Genomic DNA, 21321 nt, shown 5'->3' with positions numbered 1-21321 from the left:
TTCATCGGTGCAGTAGTCTACCGGTGGCTCTTGAGTGACAAGCTGCACCGTGGACGGGGGATGCCAAATGAGTGGTGGAGACAATTACAAGGACTACGTCAACAAGAACCCCTTCAAAGCTGGTGACCGCACCGGCAAGACAAAGGCTGACACGCCTTACTCGCTTGGCAAAGATGTCTCACCTGACGGCAACACCGTCTTCGGTCACACAGAGCGGTGGGACGACAAGAAATGGTTCAACATCTATTACCCGTCAAATGGACTGAAGCCCAACTCAGTTCGTGAGGTGGGCAAGGCGTGGGATGACATCGCTCGGTTGCTCGAGGCCGGGTTCAAGGACATGAAGAACGGGATGGAGTCCATCCTCGGTAGCCAGTGGAGCGGACCCGCGGCCGCAGCAGCCGATCAGGTAACCAAAGCATACGTCGCCAAAGGGCACGCCCTCGAGTCAGCGCTGGATGCGATGAGTAGCAACCTCAATGGGCTGTCTGACTACATGGACGTCACCAAGAACAATCTCCCCCGCCCTGAAGAGGTTCGAAAGTACGTCTACGACACGATCAACAGTGACGACATCGACGACTCCGATTATCACTTTGCTGATGTCTCGCTCGAGGGCGAACAGGGCCTCAAGATGGATGTCTGTTGCGACAGCGCGAAACCGTACTTTGACCCGATCTTCAAGCTGGCAGAGGAATCGGCCGACGAATCGACACGGACCGTCATGACCTCCACGTTCGATCCTGGTCTGACAAACTCCGACAAGAACATCCCGGCCTTCATCGGCGCCGATGATCCTCCCCCGACACCGAGTCCCGTTCCGGGTAGCCCCAGTACCGGTCCCGGACCAGGCAGCGGGTCTCCGTCTGGGATGAGTGGCGGGCCTGGAGCAACGAGTACTCCAAACCTTGGGCAGAACACGAAGCTCCCCACCTCCACGCACCCGACCACCCCCAACTCGCCCTCGACGACCAGCAACCCGCTGAGCAACATGACCTCTGGCCTTCAACAGGCGTCCAGCCTCGGCCAGAACGCTCTGTCGCAGGCGCAGAATGCGGCCAAGCAGGCCATGTCGGGCATCGACAAGGCCAAAGAAGCCGCGCTCAAGACCACCCCTGCTGGGCTCTCGGCGCTGCAAAAGGCGGCCCAAGCGAAGCTGAAAGGCCACGGAGGCGGCGGAGCCGGTGGTGGAGGAGGTCTCAAGAGCGGCGGTGGCGCCGGTGGGCTGGGTGCGAAGGCCCTCGATGCGCTGTCAAAGGAAGGCACCCTGGCCAAGGGACTCAAAGACGCGGCAGCTGTAGAGCGCGCAATGACGGGCGGCCGGGGCGCGTCAGCCAGCGGCATGGGCGGACCAATGGGCGCCGGGGGTGCAGGAGCGAAGGGCGGCGGCGGCGAAGACAAGGAACACAAGGCCAATAAGTTCTTGCGCACGACCCGCAACGGTGAGGCAATTCTCGGCGAGCCGATCAAAGCTGTGCCAGTCGTTCTCAAGGAGTGACTGAGTTACAGCGACGCATCGCGTCCGATTTGTCCGATAGGCGCTCCCACCTGCGCTGTTACAGGTCGGTCAAGCAAACGACAGCCCACGGTCGGAGTTGGAAAAGGACTGGTGTGCACTGCTACCTTTTCGCCAACTGAGATCTGCCAGGGGGTCGGGTATGGATTTTCCGCGTACCGCTGACGATGTCGAGCCGCTGCTCGACACGATGAGTTCACTGATCGGCGAAATGGGCACCATTCGCGAGCAGGCGGCCACACTGACCGCCACCGCGACCGAGCTTGAAGGTCGCCTCCAGGTCACCGTCAATGCCCGCGGCCTGGTCGTCCACACCGTCGTCGACGAGGATGCCCTCAGTTCCACCACCGCAAGTCGACTCAGCAGCGCCTTCACGGCGGCTACGCAGGGGGCAGCTCAGGAAGTCGCCAAGAAGACCCAAGAGCTATGGGCGCCGGTCATCGAGATGCAGAAATCGTTGCCACGCGCGACGGACATCCTCGATGGTCTGCCCGACATCGGATCGCTGTTCGGACCGCAGCCCGAGCCACCATCGACTGCCCCATCGGAGCCGGCGGACGAGGTTTACGTCGAGGTCGAAGAGACCGCCATCGCCGACGACGAGCCGCATTACGAAGACCTCAGCACGGCATCTCCGAAACGTCACAGCGTCACCGATCGCGCTTGGTGACCGACGCCAGCTTCACATAGGGGGACCAAACCATGGCCGATCACTTCCTGCTCGAGCCGGAGCAGTTCACGCGCTACGCGACACTCATCGGCGAGCTTGGCGAACAGCTCAAAGACGCCGAGTTGATCCTCACCTCGCAGTTGCGATACGAGAACGAGTGTTGGGGCGACGACGACCCTGGTAAGGCGTTTGCGGGGGCCTACTCGCCCAAGGCGAACACCGCGTTCACCAACGCCGACAGCGTCGCGACCCACCTGAACAACCTGCACGTGGCTCTGGTCGAGTCGGCAAAGCGTGCCCAGGACGAAGAGCAACGCAATGCCACGGCGAATCGTGAGGCCGGTCGGTAGCGATGGGACTCGAGATGCCCGCAGCGGTGACCTGGCCACTTGGCCTTGTCGGCATGGAGTGGCCAAAGGGCGACGAAACCGCGATGGATCGGCTCAACCACGACTGGGAACAGTTCGCGCACAAAGTTGAGCTGATCCGCACGCAACTCGATTCGGTGGCATCAGGAGTCGGACATTCGGTCGAAGGCGACATGCAGAAAGCCCTTGACGCCCAGCTCAGCTCGCTCCTGTCCGGTGATCTGTCGCTCGACAAACTAGTGGACCAAGCGAACGACATCGCCGACTGTTGCGACACCATGTCGACGGAAATCTTTGTCCTCAAGTTGATCTTTATCACCGAGCTGGTGGCGCTGGCTGCGTACGTGGCTTTCCTGATTGCCACCTCGGAGGTCAACTGGTCGGCACCCATCGAGATCGCCGAGGCGATATTCGCGGGCCGAATGACACTGACCGAAGCGATCAACCTCGTGGTGCGACGCATCATGGCCAAGCTGCTGGAAAAGGGCATCGAACAGTTCGCGACGACGTCGACCAAAGAGATGGCAAAGCTTCTGGGCAAGGATCTGGTCTCGGGGCTTGGCGCCAAGGCTTTCGACGGCGCGATCGTGGAGGGAGCCAACAAGCTCGCTTTCACGACGCTGGCTCAGGTCCGCGATAATGTGTTGTGGGAGAAGCCGATCGACCCCAAGGAGGTGATCGCCAAGTCGGCTGCGAGCGCTGCGACAGGCGCTCTGTTCAGCCCTCTCTCCCGCAAGGCCGAAAGCATCATCGGAACGGCTGACGACCGACTGAAGAATCGTTTGTCCGCCGCGGTCGCCGCACCTGAAGGAACCACACGTACGCGAGACAAGGTCACCGAAGTTCTCGGCAATGCCGCCATAAAGACCGGCACCGCTTGGGGAAACGACAAACTCCCCAGCAAAGTGGTGCCAGGTACCGGCCCCGCGGACAAGGCCCTCGGGACGGCGACCGGACCCGCTGTTGATTACCTGGCCCAACCGACCGAGCAGACCCATGAAGATCCTCATTCGGTTGCGCCTGATAGCGCACCTGCCGAACCAACCGCATCGCCGAGCGCCACACCAACGCGTGGCGACTCGATGCCCACTACGGCGCAGCACGCTCCCTCGGCGCCACCAGAGACCGGACCTGTTCCGACCGCCACTACTGCCAACTGATCGTTGACGATGCCTCGATACCCGCAAGACACGCCTTCCGGGAGCCTACGTTGGCTAGACCTCGTGACACCCGATCCGACTACGAGTAGAGCCTTTTATCAGGCAATCTTCGGTTGGCAATTCGATGGAACAGATACTGATTCGATAGCCCTCGTCAACGATCGCCCAGTATGCGGCGTGTGGTCCGACGATGCCGAACTCGGACAGGGACTGTCGTACTGGCACGTGTATCTTGAGGTTTCCGATCTCCACTCGACGCTCGCCCGCGCCCGTCAACCCGACGGCACGGTTTTGTGGGGGCCCACGGACTATCGTGGGGTTGCTGCAATCGCCACTCTCCGAGACCCCGCGGGCGCGACCTTCAGCGTGTGGCAGTCCGCGACACCGGGGGAATTCCTCACCGACGTGGCCGGGGCCTCGTCCTGGACGGAACTCGTGACCGAAGACCCGGTTGCGATAGTAGATTTCTACCGTCAGACCCTTGAACTCGAGCCCGCCTCTGCTCATCTCGGTGATCGCAGCTATCGACTGTTCATCGGAGACGACCGCCCAATTGCCGGAGTTGTTCAGTCTGCCACTGCTGCACATTGGCGCACCTACTTTCTCGTCACCGACCTTGCCGCGACACTCGACACCGCTACGGCAGCAGGTGGCACGGTTGCCTCCTCACCGTGCGAAACGCTGATCGGCACAACTGCATTCATCCGCGATCCGCACGGCGCACTGCTCGGCCTGCGGGAACAGCGGAAGACAAGTGGCAAGAGTCGGGCACCTGACGACAACGCGGGCTTCCCGATTACACTCGACCTTTAAGGGTCCAGGGCGTCGCTACTTGTGCTTGGCCGCAACAATCACCAAGAACATGACGACACTTAGAGGCAGGCGGCTGACTTTGAGAGTCGTCGTGCCGAACGCCGCCGCCATTGCCATCGCGAGAGCGATCTCACCCTCAGGTACGTCCGCGCCGGCGGGAACCTTGACGTCGATGTGACCATCACGATGGCGCCGCACGATCAATCGCCTGCGAGCGGGACGAATACCGGAACGTGCCCTCATCTGCCGACGACGCATCCACACCCCTTCGGGCTCTAGTCCAAACAACGAACCGTGACCGTCGGTCACCAGATAGTCGTCTTCCCGTATGCGAAAAATGCTGCGCCGCAGGTGTACTACCTCGATCAACTGACCGCCGACCGCCATCTCAATGCCAGCAGGATCGAGAGTCTCAATGGGACTCGATCGTCGCGCAGCACCGCCCCGGCGGCTTATATGCACTGTTGGTACCTGGTCCCCGACAACAGTGATCGACGAGGGACCAGAGCGGCTCTCGACCGAGATCTTCCCGTACACGGGATGCTCAATCGCACAGTTCGGCCCTGGCGTGCCCAAGAACCAGGTCATATCCGGCACTGGAGCGGCCCGCCAGCTTCGCTTTCGAGGTAGATCGCCAACCGGTGGTGGGACACCCCCCAATGCGTCCGCAAGATCTGGCCGATACCGCCTGAGGCTCCGACCGATGTCAGTGTCTGATCGCAGGTCTACGAACGACCAAATATCAACAGCCACAGTGCCTGATCGTGTGCGGTGATTGTCTGCGAATGCGGCAATCCACCGTGGGCCGCTACGTTCTCGACGCCTGCGTCCGAGCCCGACGATCATCGGACGGGGAACGGGAGGGCTCTCCGCGCGTCGAGTCTCGACGCCGGAGATATCCTCCCACGCAATCCATTCGGTGCGGTGCGGCCGACTGATGATCAGACCATTGCAGGTCACCGCGAGATGTGCACCATTCCAATAGACGCGGTCGTGACGAAACCCGACTGCACGTACGAATGCCGGGATGCCCGCAGCCAAGATCACAGCACCGAGTACAGCGAAGACTGCAACTCCGGTCGCAGGTCCCGCCGCGAGTTCCCGAAAAGCGGTCACGATTGCCAGCACTGCACCAATGACTATCGTGGTTCGCACAATGAGCTGGGTCAGACCACCCGTACCACCACTCGACGCCTCCGCGAGCCATTCATCTTCGCTAACCATGCCCCCTACCACCAATCGGTCAGTTCCAGTCTGGTGCCGTCCGATCTGGTCGTACCGACTGCCCTACGAGTCGACCTATCGACCCGGAGCGTCCGGGAATGATCTCGATCTCCTGGCCGTACGACTCAGGCGCCAGCCGGGTTGGCTCCCACCGACTATGAAGATACCGCCACTCCGTCCGGTGCCGACCGGTGATGATGACCCCTTCGGGCGTCATCGCCAAGTGACAGCCCACATGGCGCACCCTGTTCAGTGCACCGGAGTTCCGCACCCAGAAGACGACCACCAGGGGAAGCACTACCAAGACGACCAACATTCCGACAGTTACCATCTGTGCTTGCGACGTCGTCAGCATCTCGACTGCAAAAAAGACCCCGATCAGGAACGTGACTGCAGACGTGAGTGCACCGAGAGCTGCAGTGGCGCAGCCCATGCCGCTCGGCCCGGACTCTGCCATCCAGATGTCGTTACGTCTCATCTCCATCAATCCCGTAAGTCATCAATGGGTGGGCCACACAGAGCCACGTCCCGGCGAGGGGTGGTCGTCGACCACAGTCGACATCCACGATCAGAACCAACATTGGAGCACACGACTGGCCGACCATCGAGACGTCCTCTTATCGAATGACCATATCCACCTTCCTCGCACCGCGGGGTTCGCGAAACTGCTCTCAATTCCGACACCCGACACGGCCGACCTGCGAGAACTGACCGGCTTCACGCACATACCGATCGGTGGACGTTGAGGCACCTCTGGTTGGTTCGATCGGTCATGCACTTCGGGAGTCGCAGACAACTTGTTACGCTTGACACCCACGCTGCGGCCTAGTGGGGTCTCGTGCCGCCAACACGTGCTCAGGGGGAGATACGCATGGAGTTTCCACGGACCGCCGATGATGTCGATTCCCTGATGGGAAGCCTGAATTCGCTGGTCGGTGAGATCACCGATGCTCGCAACAAGGTCGCGGCACTCACGGCGACCGCATCGGAGCTGGACGGTCGTGTGACCGTCGCGGTGAATGCGCGTGGCATCGTCATCGACACGATCCTCGACGAGGACGTGTTCACGCAGGTAACGCCGCATCGTCTCAGCTCTGCCATCACCAGCGCTGCGCAGAAGGCAGCTGCGGAAGTCAACGCCACCGCCGCCGAGGTCTGGCAACCGATCAACGATCGACGAAACGATCTCCCACGCGCATCCGATGCGCTCGAAGGACTGCCGAACATCGACGGTTTGCTGGGGACACCGCCGGAGCCTCCACTGACTCCGCCCCGCCACCGCGGACTTCCGGCCGACGACGAGTCGTCGTACGAAGAGCTCGAGATCACGACGAAGCCAACCGAAGAGCCGTACTTCGAGAACCTCGAAGACCGAGATGATCCGCCACGCACATCATTTCGCGACAGTGCTTGGTGACCGACACACCTGACGACTCGCTGTTTCCGCCCGGGGAGGAATGCACCGATGCCCGACCACTTGAAAGTCGATGTAGAGACGTTCCGCAAGAAGGCCAACGAGTTCCACACCCTTGCGGCCCAGATGTCCGGCGCGGAGCAGCTCCTCGCCGACGGCCTGCAGCAGGAAGGCGAATGCTGGGGCCACGATGACACGGGCTCTAGCTTCGCCGAGGGTTACTCACCCAAGGCGACGACCGCATTCCAGAACGCCTCCTCGCACGCCCAACATCTCGACGAGCTCGGCACGCTCCTGGTCCAGGTCGCCGATAACTATGCGACCACCGAAGGCCACACCACCGACTCGTTCAACGCGAAGTAGTCGGCATGGGAATGGAACTGCCCGGTGCGCTCACCGGAACGCTGGCACTGATCGGCATGGAATGGCCCGAGGGCGACGAGACCGCCATGGACCGCATGAGCGACCATTGGACGAGTTTCGAGTCCGACGTCGCCACCCTGGCCACCGATCTGACCGCACTGGCCGGCGGCATCCTCGCCACCATCGAGGGGCCGACGAATGCTGCTCTCACCCAACATCTTCAACAGTTCTTCTCCGGCGACACATCACTCGAACAGCTTCAGAAGGAAGCAACTTTTCTCGCCGAGTGCTGTAACAACACCTCCAACGAGATCCTCACCCTGAAGATCTTCTACATCGTGGAGCTCGTCGCGCTGGCTGCCTTCATCGCGATCGCCATCGCATCGGCGTGGATCAACTGGGGCGCGCCCGCAGAAATCGCGGCCGCCGAGGTGGCCACCCAACTCACCCTGCGGGCGGCCATCCAACGCGCCGTGCAGCAGATCATCGCCAAGCTCGCACAGCTGTCGATCAAGCAGATCGGGTCTGCGGTCATGCGTAGGATCGGCGCCAACACGCTCAAAGATGTTGCGGTGCAACTCGGGATCAAGGCCGGAATTGGGGCGTTGACGGGCAGTGGCGTAGAACTCACGAAGCAACTGGCACTGAAACTGGCTGCCGACAAGGACGTCGATTGGGGCAAGGTCGGTATGGCCGGTGTCACCGGCGCAGCAGCGAATGTACTTCTTTCTCCTGCTTCCATGGCCATTAATAACGCCTTCGCCAAGAAGTTCGGAGCCCAATACTTCGACAACAAGATGCGCTGGCTCCCCGTCGTCAACAACCGCCAGGAACCTGGCGCCCTCGATATCGTTTCCGCCAGCAAGGCACTCGCCAGCGGTACGGCCTCGGCACCGACAAAGGCCGCATTCAAGGCGTTGGCGGCGTCGTCGGCGGTCACAGCGCTGCCTACTGCGGCCGTCAAGAAGCTGCCCGGCATGGAAGGCCACTCGACACCGAGCAGCGAAGTCGGCTCCGAGGTCTGGCAGAACATCGAAGACGGCTCGTCGAGCGAGGGCGAGATGCCGTCGAACGTCACCACCACACCCACGCCCGGTGCCTCACCATCCGAAACACCTTCCGCGCCTCCCGGTCCCACCACTGCGGCCACACCGGGCGCGGTTCCGACGCCGGCACCGAGTCCGAGTCCCGTACCTGCAGCGCCCTGACAGACTGAGAGCACATGAGTGAACCCGCCCTGACGACCGCCTCCCATGGTGTGCCCTGTTGGATCGACCTGGCAGCACCTGATCCGGCAGGCTCGACCGCGTTCTATCGCGAGTTGTTCGGGTGGCAGTACACCGAACATCGCGATCAGGTCATCGCGGTGTGCGACGGTACTCCTGTCGCGCAGATCTCGGCCGTCCCCGATGACGATCCGGCCACGACTTCTTACTGGCACCTGTACTTCTCGTCGGAGAAGTTCGAGGACGTGGCCCAACGTCCCGGGACCGCAGGCGGTGAATTGCTCAGTGGTCCTTTCGATGTGGACGATCTGGCCCGCGCAGTGACAGTGCAGGACCCGGGCGGCGCTACCTTCTCGCTCTGGGAACCCCGCGTGTTCGAAGGGTTCGCCGCGGACATCCCCGGTGCTCCGGTCTGGTTCGAACTCGACACCGCCGACCCGGTCGCCATTGCAGACTTCTATCGAGACCTGCTCGACCTGACTCCGATTGCTGCACAGACCGACGCCGGGGCTTATCGCATGTTCGTGTCGACGAACGGCGATCCGGTGGCTGGTGTCCGACCGAGCTCCACGCGTTCCGGGTGGATGTCGTACTTCCGCACCGATTCTCTCGACAGCACAGTGGATGCGGCATCCCGCCAAGGCGCGACGGTCACCCAACCGCCGTCTTCCTTTGCCCCGATAGGACGGGTGGCCCGCGTCCGAGACCCGTGGGGCGCCGAGCTCGGACTACTCGAGCTGGCCTCAGACACCACCGACGTCGATGAGAGCGCAACCGCAGAACCCGACGACAACGCCGGCTTCCCGACCACGCTGACACTGTGACCGACAACAAGATTCACGCCGACACCGGATCCGACCGCGACACCTGGCTTGCGTCCGCCCACGCCACCGATGCTCTGTCCGGTCTGCTCTTCATCGGCGGATTGCTACTGGTCGCCGCGGTCGGCGGATTTGCACTGAACCGCGGATACCCCGAGCCCGCCTACGGCGTGTTCGGGGCCGTCGTGGTGCTCTTCGTCATCTGGTGCTCGTGGGACTCATTGACTCGATTCCTCCACCGCATCACGGGTCTTCAGGCCCGCCGATGGCGGATGATGGGACGCAACATCGTCGCTACCCCGGCCGGCCTGATCGTCGACGTCCTGGATACGACGGGCTTCGCCACATGGGAACAACTGCAATCTACTGCAGAACTGCACGTGGACAGCGCATCGTCCCGGCCCGAAGCCAGGTATCCCGACATGACCATCTCCGTCGACGCCGCGATACTGCGTGTGCGCCATCGGATTCGTCGGGTCGCGCGATGGTCATCGGCCGCAGGTGCCGCCGGGGGGCGGCTGCAGATTCCGCTGACCCCGGCATTCGAACTGGAAGGTGAACTCGCCGCGGTACTCACCGTGATCGGTACTCGCTGCCCAGAACTCGGAGCGCAGATCGACCGAGCCATGGGAGTGCCACAAACACCTCGATCACCGGCGCCGGAACCGGCTGTGCACACTGCGCGGACACCCCAGCACACTGCGCCCCCGCCGATCCCGGATCGCCCCGAGGTACCGGCCGCGGGGGATCGCGACGGCGATGAATGGCTGGCCGAAGCCAGACTCGGCTCGCTCAATCGTGATGCGATCTGGGTACTCACTGTCATCGTGGTAGTGATCGCCGCCCTTGTCGGGCTGCTGGTCGCACTGATCACCCTGCCTATTCAGGTGACCGCCGCCATTGCGGTGATCGTGCTGGCCCTGTTCTTGGTCAGACCCGTGACCCGTCGGGTGATCCGCATGTCCGGCCGACGACCCGACCGGATTCGCTGGCGGAGCACTGGTCTCGTCATCACATCGGATGGCTTGATCATGACCACTCCTCGACGCACCGACTGGTTGAGCTGGTCGGACATGACCGGCGTCGAACTCCACCCGATGAACAGCCGCCACGCACAGATACTGGGTGTACCGACGATTGCGCGCCCGACCGTCGTGGGTGTCGGCACGACTCGGTCGTACTGGTTCGGTTTGCGCTATCTCGGCGGTTTCGACAAACAACGCGGCGACCGCGGCCCCGTCCTCATCGACCCCGAGGTCTTCTTCGACCGCAGCGAGATCTCCCGCCATTTCTGGCGTCACCGTCCGGATATCGCCGAGGCGTACGGCCTCCGCGAACCGGCGGACATCCCGGTGGACTCCTACGCATCCGAGGGCCCTGCATACCGTGAGTTCGTCGGCGCCGCCCGTACGACGCCTGACGGCGCCACGTCCGTGGATCTGCGCATCCCCGAACACGGTGAAACACTCACCGAGTACCGAGCAGACGGTGCAGCTGTGCGTGTCTCCGGCGAACGCCTACCAACCGTCATCATGGAACGTCGCGGCCCTCGCAGCCATCATCGAATCCCGATCGGGACAACGGATGTCAGCGCTCTGACGGTCACCGTCGACGGGAGGCCGCTCGAAGTGGTCCAGGTGACGCGCAAGCCGTTCTCCCTGCGCGCACACCAGTACGTGCTCACCGACGGTCGAGGCGACCTCTTCCTCCTGAAACCGACCTATGTGGTGTCGGGCAACACGATGCAGGCGCATCGTGGTGTCCGATCGACGGCACTGCCGCCCGTTGCGCGGCGGATGCGCGACGGCCGAATCACCCTCAAGCTCAACGGACCTACGACCGACGACCGCGATGCCGTCGGGATCGCACTCACGTTGGCGTTGGCATCGGCGTTCGGAACACGCACACTTCAGTTGCGCAATGTGGTGTGGCTTCCCGCTGTGCTCCTGAACGGTTTGTGATCTCGTAAGATGTTGGTGGCGTGGGTGTTTCGGGTGGGCGGGAGTGATCTCGATACGCTCCCTCGGCTGGCGCCTCGGGTGCTACTCGATCAGCGGTAACAGCGGTAACAGCGGTAGAGACATCAACAGCCTCGGGTGCCACTCGATCAACGGCAAGACGTCAAGCGGCCCCGGATACCTGTCGATCAGCGGGAGTGATCTCGATACGCTCCCTCGGCTGGCGCCTCGGGTGCTACTCGATCAGCGGTAGAGACGTTGCGCCGCATCGATACGCCTGATCGACGGGAGAGACAGCCGGCCGCTCAGCCTTCCGTGTTGGTTGCGCCCTCGCCGACCTGCACATCCGAACCGGTCCCGCCTGCCATCATCACCGAGTCCCGTTCCACGAGCGCATCGTGTTGCGACAGCCGCGGGCCCGCCGGCAGCAATCCGACGATGGGCCAGGGAGCGACATGCGGTTTGTCGCCGAGACCGAGGGCCTTGCCGGTGTCGGCATCGGCCACCTCGAAACGCACACCCGCGTCGTTGACGAACATCAGCGACTCACGACGCGGCGACTCGGGATCGCTGCCGGTGGTGGCGAGATATGCACCGGTACTCGGCGGGATGTAGGCGCCGTCGAGACCGGAGCCCGAACTGTCGCTGGTGGCCAACTCGACCGGAGCCTTGCCCTCGTCGAGCGGCAGACCGGTACCGGCCAGGATGCGCAAGCGAGCCGCCTCGCCCTCTCCGGTACCGCGATCCCACGCGAGACAACCCACCGGATCACGTCGCTGCTCGACGATCTTCGGTGCTACCGCCGGGAAGTCGTCGACGGCGAGGTCATGGACCTGCGCGGCATCGGTGATCGCGGCCGGGGCCACGGTGTCGACCTGTCCGCCACCGGCGTCGTCCGAGTACCGGATCACGTCGGCCGCCGCCTGTGTGACCTTCTGGACGCCGTTCTCGAGCACCACGTACAGCGTCGCGCCGCTGTCGCCGACACCGGCGACCTCGATCACCGATCCGACGGCACCGAGCCCGGTCTTCGACGACTTGCCCCGGTCCTCGATGTCCGGGGTGGTCAGTTCGTCGGCCTCAGGGAAAGCGTTGAGCATCCCGGCGCTGACGGGACGCACGGTGGCGCCGTCGAGATCGAACGCACGCTCGACGGCGGGATCCTTGGTGTCGACGAGGAACCGCTTGCCGCCATTGAGGAGATACGTCTTGTCATTCGATTGAACGAGTAGCCCCTCGTTCGCGGACAGTTCCCGCGCGGCACCCGGGTTCTCCGGGGCCGCCGCGAGCACGGTGGTGCTGACACCACCGGCCACCGATCCGGAACCGGTCGGCTCGAGCACCGTGTCGCACACGGTCCAATAGGAGTGGTTCTCGTCCTTCGGGCCCGGAAGTGTCTGTGGCGCACCGGGAATCCCGACCAGCGGACCGCGCTTGTAGCCGGAGAGCTTGGATTCCGACACCGACGACGGCTTCTCCGCGCTGCCGATGATCAGCCGCGCCGACGCCAGATTCAAGACGGGATGCAATGTGTCGTCGATCATCACGTACAGGCCACCGGAATCCTTGGTGACGATGATCTTGCTGTCACCGACCGAGCCGGCCGGTTTGATGAGGCCGTAGACGAACGCACCACCTGTGACCAGCACCGCGAGGGCGACACCGACGATGACCGCCCGGAAATGGGAGCGCATCGGATCGTGCAACATCCGCACGTCCCGGCGCATCAACGCATGTTCGAGGCGACGAAGAAGGAAGCGATATCCGTTGACTTGTTGGCGGGTTGTCAACTGTGCGGGCACAAACCCTCCCCTCGTCCCCGTACATTTGTGCTGCACGGTACCGTACAGGGGCTGAGCGCTGGTAATACGCACGGGGAGGGCTGCGCCGGATGACTGATCAGACGTCGTTCAATGTGCAGGCTCCCGACACCTTCTGGGCCGAACGCTGGTTGCCGACTCCGGTCCTGTTGCTCGCCGAACTCGTCGTCATGGCGGTCACCATCATCGCGGCCGTCTTCGGACAGCCCTGGTGGATCGGTGTCGTGGTCGGCGTGGTGTTGGCGGTGCCGACCCTGATGAGGTCGCATGGGGTGTCGGTGGCCCGCAAACTGTCGTCACGAATGGCGTACACGCGCCGTCGGATGCGCGCGCCGGAGTTCTGGTTCGAAGCGCCGTTCGACGTCCCGCTCGCCGAGGGCGGCAGCTGCGGCATGCGTTGGGACGGCGACCGTGTGATCACGATGGTGCGCATCGAGGCCAATCCCCGTGCGCTGACCCGATTTGCGCCCGGACGCGTCATCACCGACGACGTGGTGCCGCTCGACCTCATCGCGGAGTGCTTGCACCAGTTCGACATCGAACTCGAGTCCGCCGACATCGTGAGCCACGGCGCTCGCGCGTACGGCAACGGCAACATCGCCGGTATCTACAGCCAGATCCTCGGCCCGTTGCCCGCCACCGCTTTCCGTTCGGTGAACGTGATCCTCCGACTCAATCCCCTGGACAACGCCGACGCGATCGAACGCCGGGGCGGTGGGTCCACAGGCGTGCTCAAGACCGCGGTGGTGGCGACGCGTCGTGTGGCGAACCGCCTGTCCGGCAAGGGACACGCCGCGACGATCCTCACCGCAGCCGAGATCAATTCCGTGTTCACCTCGCTGATGGAGGGAACCAACCCCGACAACCTCTCCGAGGCGTGGAACCACGTCCAGGTCGGCACGATGCACTCGCACATCTTCCGGCTCGACGAGACCGCATTGTCCGACACCGGCCTCGGCTCACCGTGGACCGTGCCGAGCCTTTCGACGGTGCTGACGCTGCATCTGCGGCCCGCAGAAGACCAGACGGTACACCTGAGCGCCCTGGCCCGTTTCAACACGCTCACCGACGATCCGGTGGCCGTCCCGGAGGGCTACCACCCGTGCAACGGGTACCAGCGCGAGGCGTTCGTCGCCGGTCTGCCGCTGGCTGACCCATTCCAGGACCGCAGCCAGATGGAATACCTGACGACGCAACGGTCGCTGGCCACACTCGCCTTGCCCGCAGCCGGGTGCGGACAGCTCGTCGGCGCCGACGCCGATGGCCGCGCGGTGGCACTGTCGCTGGTGGGTTCGAACGTGCGGACCGTGGAGATCGCCGGCACGCTCAACCTGTGCCAGCAGGTGGTGCTGCGGGCGATCGCGCTCGGCGCCCGCGTCATGGTCAGCACCGACCGACCCGCCGACTGGATGCCGATGGCCCACGCCGTGGGCGATCCGCGCATCCTTGCCGTCGCAGGTGCAGCGGCAGGATCACAGGTCGCCGGTCAGCGCCAAGGCTATTCGGTGCTGGTGTTCGACGGGGTCGCACAGGAATCCATCAGTGCCGAGGGCACCATCATCACCGTCACGGCCTCCGGGATGGACGCCGATCCGACCGTCGACGTCGCACTCCTCCAGGATGCGCAGGCCGGTCCGTGGGTCACCGTTCGCAGCGGTGGCGATTCCACACCGGTCGTCATGGTCGCCACCGACGACGAGATGCGTTACATCGGTGCGTCTCTCAAAGCTCCCGACCGGCAGCTCAGTCGGCATCGTCGGTGACGGTCGGATCGGCCGAAACCGGTTCGATGTAGCGATCTCGCCCGGGTTGTTCTCGGGGCTGTGATCTCGATACGGCGATCTCGATACGGCGCCTCGCTGCGCTCGGAGCCTACTCGATCAACAGGGGGTGAGCGCTCGATCAGCGGGGTGCGGTGATCTGCGCGGTGCGGGGTGATCAGCGGGGGTGCGCGGTGATCAGCGGGGGTGCGCGGTGATCAGCGGGGGTGCGGGGTGATCTCGATACGGCGCCTCGCTGCGCTCGGAGCCTACTCGATCAGCGGGGAAGGTGGGCGCTCGATCAGCGGCGGAGGGTGAGCGCTCGATCAGCGGGGAGGGTGAGCGGTCAATGAGCAGCGGTGGCGAGGACGGTGATCAGGGCGGAGTGGGGTGGTGCGCGATCGGCCGAGCCCCGCACACACGACAACGCCCGCACCGGAGTGATTCCGATGCGGGCGTTGCTGTTTGAGACTGTCAGCCGCCGATCGCGTTTGCGTTGGCGCTGTCGGTCTGCTGCATGTGCTCGCCACCGCTGCGGACCGCGTTGGCGATCTTCGCCAGGATCTCCTGGGTGTCGGTCATCTCCGAGCGCCAGGCGGCCATTTTCTGCTCGTAGGCCTCCTGTGCGCCACCGGTGAAGGTGCCGCTGAGCTGCTTGACAGCCTGGTCGAGGGTGTCGGTCTGGGTCAGCAGGTTGCGACCGTTCTGCTCCAGAGCCTCTGCAAGGCCGCTGATCTGGGCGAAGTTGTACTTCATCGTCATGAGTCTGGTGTCCTTTCGGGTAGGTGATCAGGCGATCAGAGGTTGAGGCCGCCGGCGTGGATGCCCGAGAAGCTCGACGCGATGTCCTGGTTCGCGGTGTCCGAACCCTTGAACACGGTGCCGCTCAGCGTCTCCGAGAGCTCGTTCAGCTTCTGGTTGAGGCGGGTCGCCTCACCGTCCCACTCGTTGGCGGTGTTCTGGAACGCGTTGAATGCGTCACCGACCCAGGACGACCGCGCAGCGTCGACCTCGTTGGTGATCACCTTCAGGGTCTGACGCAGACTGTCGAGGATCTCGTTGACGGTGTCTGTGTGCTTGTACCCGGTTTCCAGGTCGAGTTCGAAGTTGGACATCTATTTTCCTCCATCTGTATGTGGTTTCTCCAGCCGCGCACGCAGCCGCAGTCCTGTGTTCGGATCGGTCACCGCACCGGCGCACCGAAACTGTCCCCCGCCCACGGTCATTCCAGCCACCGCCCACTCGGCAAGGTTTCCACCAACAGGCCGATGGCCTGCTTGATGCGATGTCCCGAACCGGCAGACAGGGTGGTCCACATCTGGCCGTCTGGGGACACACTGGGACTGCCGACCACGCGACCACGAGCGGTCTCGTAGATGGCGACAGCACCAGACGATTGTTGGGTACGGCCCTCCCAGGACTCGTACGCGACGATCTCGATGTAACCACGGCAATCTGCCAGGCCGGTACCGAGTTTCATGGCTTCCTGCTGATCGACACCAAGGGCGTACAACGCCTCTGCGTAGTCGGCCGACGTCGTCGCAGCGTCGAGCCTCCCGACGAGTTCGTCGGTCAACACACTCACCGACGCGATGTCGGCGGCGTCTGCTTCCCCGACGCAGGAGACGATCTTCTGTGCGGCAGAACTGATTCCGTCGACCGACACGGTCTCGACGGTGATCGACTCGCCATACCGCAGCACCAGGACGTGGTCGTGCCCGCGACGCGTCAACGAGATCCGCCGCACACCGTCCTCGCCGAACACCCGAACCTGCAACTCCGCATCGGGATCCGAGACGATCCGCAACGCGAGGTGGAAGTCGTCGTCGATCCCCTCGGAGCCCAGCACGCCCGCGGCGCGCAGTTCGGCATCAGCGTTCGCGGCACCCTCGCGGTATGCCTCGACGGTGTCGTGCCGAGGTGACAGGTCCAAGACCGTCGGCCAGATCTGGATGTCGAGGTGCTCACCGACGCGCCACAGCGCATCGGCCGACAGTGTCTGATGCACTCCCGACGCCGTGTCCCACATCATGGGTGCCCGCTCTCGTCCGGCGCACCGAGGACTGCGGGGGACACCTGACCGTCGCCGAGGTTCAGCACGCCTTCGGGCAGCGGTGGCTTCGACGGCGTCTCATAGCGATTCGCGATGTCCTCCCAGGACACCTCGCCGTCGTGCTGGCCTGCCTGTACCCAGCCGGCGGGCAGATTGACGTCAGCCGCAGCTGCACTGCTCGCAGCAGGTTCCACCTTGGTCGGCCGGTACTCGTCATCGTCGGAATTCGATCCGGCGGCCGCGGCGCCGGGAGCCATCGGCATCGCGCCCGGCGACCGCACCGGAGCTTCCACGGGAGCGCCGCCGGTGTTCTGCACCAGCGGCGCAGGCGTCTGACCATCGGCAGCCAGATCCGTTGCGGCATACTTCGATTTCTCGCGCTGGTAGTCCGAACCGTAGTTGCCCATGCCGATCGCAGGTGCCGTTGCCAGACCCGCCTGGATGCCCATGCCCTGCGCCGCCGCGCGAGCCTTGGCGGCAGCCTCGCGGGCCGCGGCTTCTTCGGCGTGCAGTGCGTCCTCGGACACGATGCGCGGAGGCTTGGGATGAGCCCAAGGCTTGTGCACCGGGGTGGTCGCCTTCTCGTAGCTCTCCATCACCCGCGACGCACGCTGCTTCTGATCCTGTTGTGCCCGCTCGGTATGCGCCGCTGCGGCAACGAGGGGAGAACCCGCCGCGATGTGCACCTTGGACAACGCCTCCTGGACGGCCTTGGTGGCCTGCAGTTCCAGCGGATTGGGCATCGCGGTGAGCGCCACGGTGGTGGCGGCGGCCTGTGCCTCCGCCTTGCCCGCGGTGTGCACCGCCTGGTTCGCCGCATCGGCGAACCAGGGGGCGAACTTGGTCAGCTGCTCGAAAGCATGGTTGTACGACTGGGATTCCCAGTGCAATCCGAGATCGGCGAGCACCTTGCCGTACTCCACTCCGATGTCGGCGAGTTCGGCGGCGAGCGTCGCCCACGCGGCGCCGCTTTCGGCCAGTCGTGCCGGGCCGACGCCGTGGTGAAGGTCGTGCGCGAGCCGCTCGGCGGGCCGCGCCTCCCAGATCACCCCGGTGAATCCGACGATCATGACCTCATCCTCAACGTGTAGCCGTTACCCCGACGCCCGACTCGTCTCAGGCCAGGAAGGTGGTGATGTTCGTGTCCTCGGCGCGACCGAAGGTGTTGGCCTGCAGCCGGAGCACGGCAGCGATCTTGCGGAGCTCGTGAGCTGCCTTCTCTCCGTCGCCACCGAACTCGTCGGCGACGGCGTTGAAGGTGTCCGCAGCACGGACCGAGACCTCGTCGCTGCCCGACGCGGGCACCTTGAGGCCGGGCACATGCGTGTTCATCGTGGTCTCCAGCCGATGCGCCAGCGCGTCGAGCTTCGCTGCGGCAGCCTCCAACTGGCTCGGATCGACCGAAAGCTGGTTGTCGCTCATGGCCTCGTTCCTCCCTGACTGTTCATGGACTGTGTGTTCGGTCGATCAGAGCCGCAGGTCGACATCTGGCGACTCCACTTCGATCTCGGTATCTCCACCCAGCACAGGTGGCGCCGCCTGTGGCATGTCGCCCACGACCTCGGAGCCGTGATCGGCCGTGACGAGAAAGTCGGGCGCGCCGTGGCCGTCATCGGCGCCTGCACCGCGCGCCCCCGCTGCCGCCCCGGCGGCGCCCGCTCCGCCCATCGGCATCATGCCTGTTCCAGTGCCAACGGTACGGCCAGCCGGCGCCGGAGATGAACCCGTTGTCGGTCCTTCGACCGACGCTGCGTTCAAGTTGGGCACGCCGGGCTTGGCCTGCAACGGTGTCGCCGGTGCACCGACCCCGCCGACGCCGCCACCACCACCGCCGCCGACGCCGCCCTTCTTGGCACCGCCGGCACCGCCCTTGCCTCCCGCGGCACCGTGCAGACCTGCCGCACCCGGAGCGTTCTTGTCGCCCTTGCCCTTTTCGGACTGTGCCTTGTTGGCAGACGCGAGTTGCTTGGTCATCGAGCTCATCATCGATGTACCCGTGCTGGCAAAGCTCGACAGCGGCGAGCCCACCGACTCGAGGACCGTCGCCGCGATGCCGAACGGTGACGGGCTTGTGGGAGCACCGGTGATGGGGATCTGTGTCCCGTTGGCGGTCTGTGTCGCGGTTTCGGGCGACAGCGCGGTCTTGGTCCCGGTGACCACCGCTATCGCCTCTGACAGGGCGCTGCTCGCCGCCGCGATGATCGCTGTGCCCGCGGCCGGCGCCGCAGGCGTGGCCAACAGCGGAACGGCGATGGCCAGCTCCGCCTGGAACTTCGCGATGACCGCGGCCATGGCGGCATTGCCGTTACCGACGATGCCTGCTCCGATGCCTGTATTCGCCTGGATATTCGACGCCTTGGCACCGACTGCACCGCCCTCGGCCGCCGCAGTCGTCGATTTCGTTGCATTGCTGGTCGCCGCTGCTCCCGACCACACCTGGTCCACGGCCTTGAGCGCCCCACTGGACAGCCCGACCATCGACTGCATGATCGTCGACAGCCCGGTGAACAGCTGGGTCGGGTCGAATCCGCTCATGCCGAGGTCACCGGTACCGAACGACTGCGCAAGGTCGGTCAGCGGCTTGAACAGATTCTCGATGTTGATCGGCGGGAACGGAGGCAGCCCCGGCATGGCGGGAGGCAGAGGAGCCGGCAGCTGCGGCAGCGGCGGAAGACCGAACTTGTCGAGCACGTCACCGACCGGTGTTTCCAGAATCGGCCCGAGCGGACTGTTCTCGAGCATGTCGATCACCGACTGATCGATGGGTGCGGGCACCAACGAGTTGGTGGTCTCGAACGGCGGTTTACCGTGCGTCATGACGTATGTCGACTCCGCGGTCAGAGGTTGAGCGTGACGTTGTTGAAGGACGCTGCCTGGCCGGTGTCGGTCGCCGTGTACGCGGCCGCCGACGCTGCTGCGGCAGCCGACTGACCTGCATGGACGGCAGCCAACTGGCCGGTCTCGAAAAGGTTCGTGGTCATCGCGACGATGGTCGCGACGAGATGTTCGGTACCCAGGAGGCCGAACACGGGGGTCAGCGCGGTTGCGATTGCGCCGACGTTGACGGCACCTGCACTGGCGATCTCTGCCGCGATCGCCGCCTCGGCACTGGCATACGCCGAAATACCTGCCGCATCAGCAACAACGTTCTCCATGACGCCCCCAATCGTTCATGCTCGGCCACACCGTATCGCACGATTTGTCCACCAGCGCGTGATGTCAATCGGTCGACCGACAGATCTGGGACGACCGATCCACTTGACTGCTCAAATGCCACCACACTGCGCCGTGTGGAGCAATGTGAAGACGAAATATCCTCGCACGATCTTTCCGACTTCGGAAGTGCTGTGGTAAAGAAAGTTTATCCGTCGCCACCGTCGTTGCGCGAATCGTCGTGTGCACCCGGTGCCGCCACGAGACCTGCGAACTCCTCGGAGAACTCCTCCATGACCTTCGCTCGCTGCGCAAAGGCCTTCTGACATGCGACGTTCGCCGTCGCGACGATCAGCTGCTCGAGTTGCTTTCCGCTCAATCCGCCGACTCGATCCGACAGCTTGAGGTCGACGAGCGCGCCCATGCCGTCGACCTCGGCACGCACCTCACCGTTGGGCGACGTCTCGCTCGCGACGATGCGCCCGAGACGCTCGTTGACCTCGGTGAGGCTGTCGAGTTGGCGTCGAGCCCGGGCCTCGAGCTCATCCATCGCCCAGCTCATACCGACCTCATCCAGGTCTGCTGTTCGTAGTCGTCCTCGACCTCGGTGATGATCTCCTCGCGAGCGACGTCCTCGGGCTTGGGGAGATCGAACAGGTCGATGACGTGGCCGGGAACGCCCTCCGCGACCATCTGGGCACGGCGTTCCAGCCCGGCTCGCTGCGCAGCCTGCCGGCACAACCGCAGGATGTCCTTCGCAAGTACATTGGGATCCCGACGGAGCTGAGAATCGTCGATGGTGAGAGCGGTCGGAAGACCGGCCTCGGTGGTCGTCACCTTCAGCGCGCCACTCTTGATTGCCGCAGTTGCCATGTGTGCGCCCCCTTTCCCGACGGCGATCGTGTCGGGCATTTGGAGGACGTCTGCCCTCCCGCTCCGACGCGAGGCCATCATAGGTGCCGAGCACCGACACACCCAAGTGCCGACGGCGGGCTGTACTGG

Annotated in this window: 22 protein-coding genes; 11 read left to right on the top strand and 11 right to left on the bottom strand. The window is 64.1% G+C overall.

Translation table 11 applies throughout. The features are described 5' to 3' along the window. The first annotated feature begins 67 nt into the window (after positions 1–67). The 5 genes from AAFP35_RS04935 to AAFP35_RS04915 all read left to right on the top strand — a co-directional run bounded on the left by AAFP35_RS04935 (position 68) and on the right by AAFP35_RS04915 (position 4527). Positions 68–1498, top strand: coding sequence for a WXG100 family type VII secretion target (locus AAFP35_RS04935; protein ID WP_419220428.1), 1431 nt, complete (start codon positions 68–70; stop codon positions 1496–1498). A gap of 160 nt (positions 1499–1658) precedes the next feature. Further along, positions 1659–2186, top strand: coding sequence for a YbaB/EbfC family nucleoid-associated protein (locus AAFP35_RS04930; RefSeq protein ID WP_419220427.1), 528 nt, complete (start codon positions 1659–1661; stop codon positions 2184–2186). 32 nt (positions 2187–2218) lie between these two features. Further along, positions 2219–2536: a hypothetical protein gene (locus AAFP35_RS04925; RefSeq protein WP_419220426.1), complete on the top strand. Its 318-nt coding sequence runs from the start codon at positions 2219–2221 to the stop codon at positions 2534–2536. A gap of 14 nt (positions 2537–2550) precedes the next feature. Further along, positions 2551–3714, top strand: a complete 1164-nt coding sequence (locus tag AAFP35_RS04920) for a hypothetical protein (RefSeq protein ID WP_419220425.1) — start codon at positions 2551–2553, stop codon at positions 3712–3714. Positions 3715–3777: 63 nt separating this feature from the next. Next, positions 3778–4527 (top strand): VOC family protein, encoded by a 750-nt coding sequence (locus AAFP35_RS04915; RefSeq protein ID WP_419220424.1) that lies wholly within the window; start codon positions 3778–3780, stop codon positions 4525–4527. A 15-nt stretch (positions 4528–4542) separates the two neighbouring features. On the opposite strand, the gene AAFP35_RS04910 is transcribed toward AAFP35_RS04915, so the two are convergent. Further along, on the bottom strand, positions 4543–5115 hold the full coding sequence (locus tag AAFP35_RS04910) for a hypothetical protein (RefSeq protein ID WP_419220423.1): 573 nt from the start codon (positions 5113–5115) through the stop codon (positions 4543–4545). A 1507-nt stretch (positions 5116–6622) separates the two neighbouring features. Here AAFP35_RS04910 and AAFP35_RS04905 point away from each other — a divergent pair. From AAFP35_RS04905 to AAFP35_RS04885, 5 genes are read left to right on the top strand one after another with little or no spacing between them, the layout of a single operon-like run. Then, positions 6623–7168: a YbaB/EbfC family nucleoid-associated protein gene (locus AAFP35_RS04905; RefSeq protein ID WP_419220422.1), complete on the top strand. Its 546-nt coding sequence runs from the start codon at positions 6623–6625 to the stop codon at positions 7166–7168. A gap of 48 nt (positions 7169–7216) precedes the next feature. Then, entirely contained in the window at positions 7217–7528 is a 312-nt protein-coding gene (locus AAFP35_RS04900) for a WXG100 family type VII secretion target (RefSeq protein ID WP_419220421.1), read from the top strand. Positions 7529–7533: 5 nt separating this feature from the next. Continuing rightward, positions 7534–8736 (top strand): hypothetical protein, encoded by a 1203-nt coding sequence (locus tag AAFP35_RS04895; RefSeq protein ID WP_419220420.1) that lies wholly within the window; start codon positions 7534–7536, stop codon positions 8734–8736. Between the two features lie 14 nt (positions 8737–8750). Continuing rightward, complete coding sequence (locus AAFP35_RS04890) at positions 8751–9578, top strand: VOC family protein (protein ID WP_419220419.1); 828 nt, start codon at positions 8751–8753, stop codon at positions 9576–9578. Then, positions 9575–11536, top strand: a complete 1962-nt coding sequence (locus tag AAFP35_RS04885) for a hypothetical protein (RefSeq protein ID WP_419220418.1) — start codon at positions 9575–9577, stop codon at positions 11534–11536. The genes AAFP35_RS04890 and AAFP35_RS04885 overlap by 4 nt, the downstream gene beginning before the upstream one ends. 302 nt (positions 11537–11838) lie before the next feature. Here the strand turns inward: AAFP35_RS04885 and eccB are convergent, their stop codons facing one another. Continuing rightward, positions 11839–13335 carry a type VII secretion protein EccB gene (gene eccB / locus AAFP35_RS04880; protein ID WP_419220417.1) on the bottom strand — a complete coding sequence of 499 codons (1497 nt, stop codon included), beginning with the start codon at positions 13333–13335 and terminating at the stop codon, positions 11839–11841. Between the two features lie 89 nt (positions 13336–13424). On the opposite strand from eccB, the gene eccE reads away from it, so the two are divergent. Next, positions 13425–15116 carry a type VII secretion protein EccE gene (eccE, locus tag AAFP35_RS04875; RefSeq protein ID WP_419220416.1) on the top strand — a complete coding sequence of 564 codons (1692 nt, stop codon included), beginning with the start codon at positions 13425–13427 and terminating at the stop codon, positions 15114–15116. 471 nt (positions 15117–15587) lie between these two features. On the opposite strand, the gene AAFP35_RS04870 is transcribed toward eccE, so the two are convergent. The 9 genes from AAFP35_RS04870 to AAFP35_RS04830 form a co-directional block, all read right to left on the bottom strand. After that, entirely contained in the window at positions 15588–15875 is a 288-nt protein-coding gene (locus tag AAFP35_RS04870; RefSeq protein ID WP_419220415.1) for a WXG100 family type VII secretion target, read from the bottom strand. Positions 15876–15910: 35 nt separating this feature from the next. Then, positions 15911–16228: a WXG100 family type VII secretion target gene (locus AAFP35_RS04865; protein WP_419220414.1), complete on the bottom strand. Its 318-nt coding sequence runs from the start codon at positions 16226–16228 to the stop codon at positions 15911–15913. Positions 16229–16335: 107 nt separating this feature from the next. Beyond that, entirely contained in the window at positions 16336–17145 is an 810-nt protein-coding gene (locus AAFP35_RS04860; RefSeq protein ID WP_419220413.1) for an ESX secretion-associated protein EspG, read from the bottom strand. Beyond that, a complete protein-coding gene (locus AAFP35_RS04855; RefSeq protein WP_419220412.1) occupies positions 17142–18236 on the bottom strand; it encodes a PPE domain-containing protein in 1095 nt (364 codons plus the stop codon). Before AAFP35_RS04855 ends, AAFP35_RS04860 begins: the two co-directional genes overlap by 4 nt. Positions 18237–18282: 46 nt before the next feature. Next, the gene (locus tag AAFP35_RS04850; protein WP_419220411.1) at positions 18283–18588 is read right to left on the bottom strand and encodes a PE family protein; all 306 of its coding nucleotides are present in this window, start codon (positions 18586–18588) and stop codon (positions 18283–18285) included. 45 nt (positions 18589–18633) lie between these two features. Next, complete coding sequence (locus AAFP35_RS04845; RefSeq protein ID WP_419220410.1) at positions 18634–19983, bottom strand: hypothetical protein; 1350 nt, start codon at positions 19981–19983, stop codon at positions 18634–18636. Positions 19984–20003: 20 nt separating this feature from the next. Next, a complete protein-coding gene (locus tag AAFP35_RS04840; protein ID WP_419220409.1) occupies positions 20004–20321 on the bottom strand; it encodes a hypothetical protein in 318 nt (105 codons plus the stop codon). A 206-nt stretch (positions 20322–20527) separates the two neighbouring features. Next, positions 20528–20869: a YbaB/EbfC family nucleoid-associated protein gene (locus AAFP35_RS04835; RefSeq protein WP_419220408.1), complete on the bottom strand. Its 342-nt coding sequence runs from the start codon at positions 20867–20869 to the stop codon at positions 20528–20530. Positions 20870–20877: 8 nt separating this feature from the next. Continuing rightward, positions 20878–21192 (bottom strand): hypothetical protein, encoded by a 315-nt coding sequence (locus tag AAFP35_RS04830; protein WP_419220407.1) that lies wholly within the window; start codon positions 21190–21192, stop codon positions 20878–20880. Between the last annotated feature and the right edge of the window lie 129 nt (positions 21193–21321).

The sequence above is a fragment of the Gordonia sp. CPCC 206044 genome (assembly GCF_048537895.1).
Classification (GTDB): domain Bacteria; phylum Actinomycetota; class Actinomycetes; order Mycobacteriales; family Mycobacteriaceae; genus Gordonia.
The sequence above is the reverse complement of the archived record's forward strand: the minus strand, read 5'-3'. Positions and strand labels throughout refer to the sequence as shown.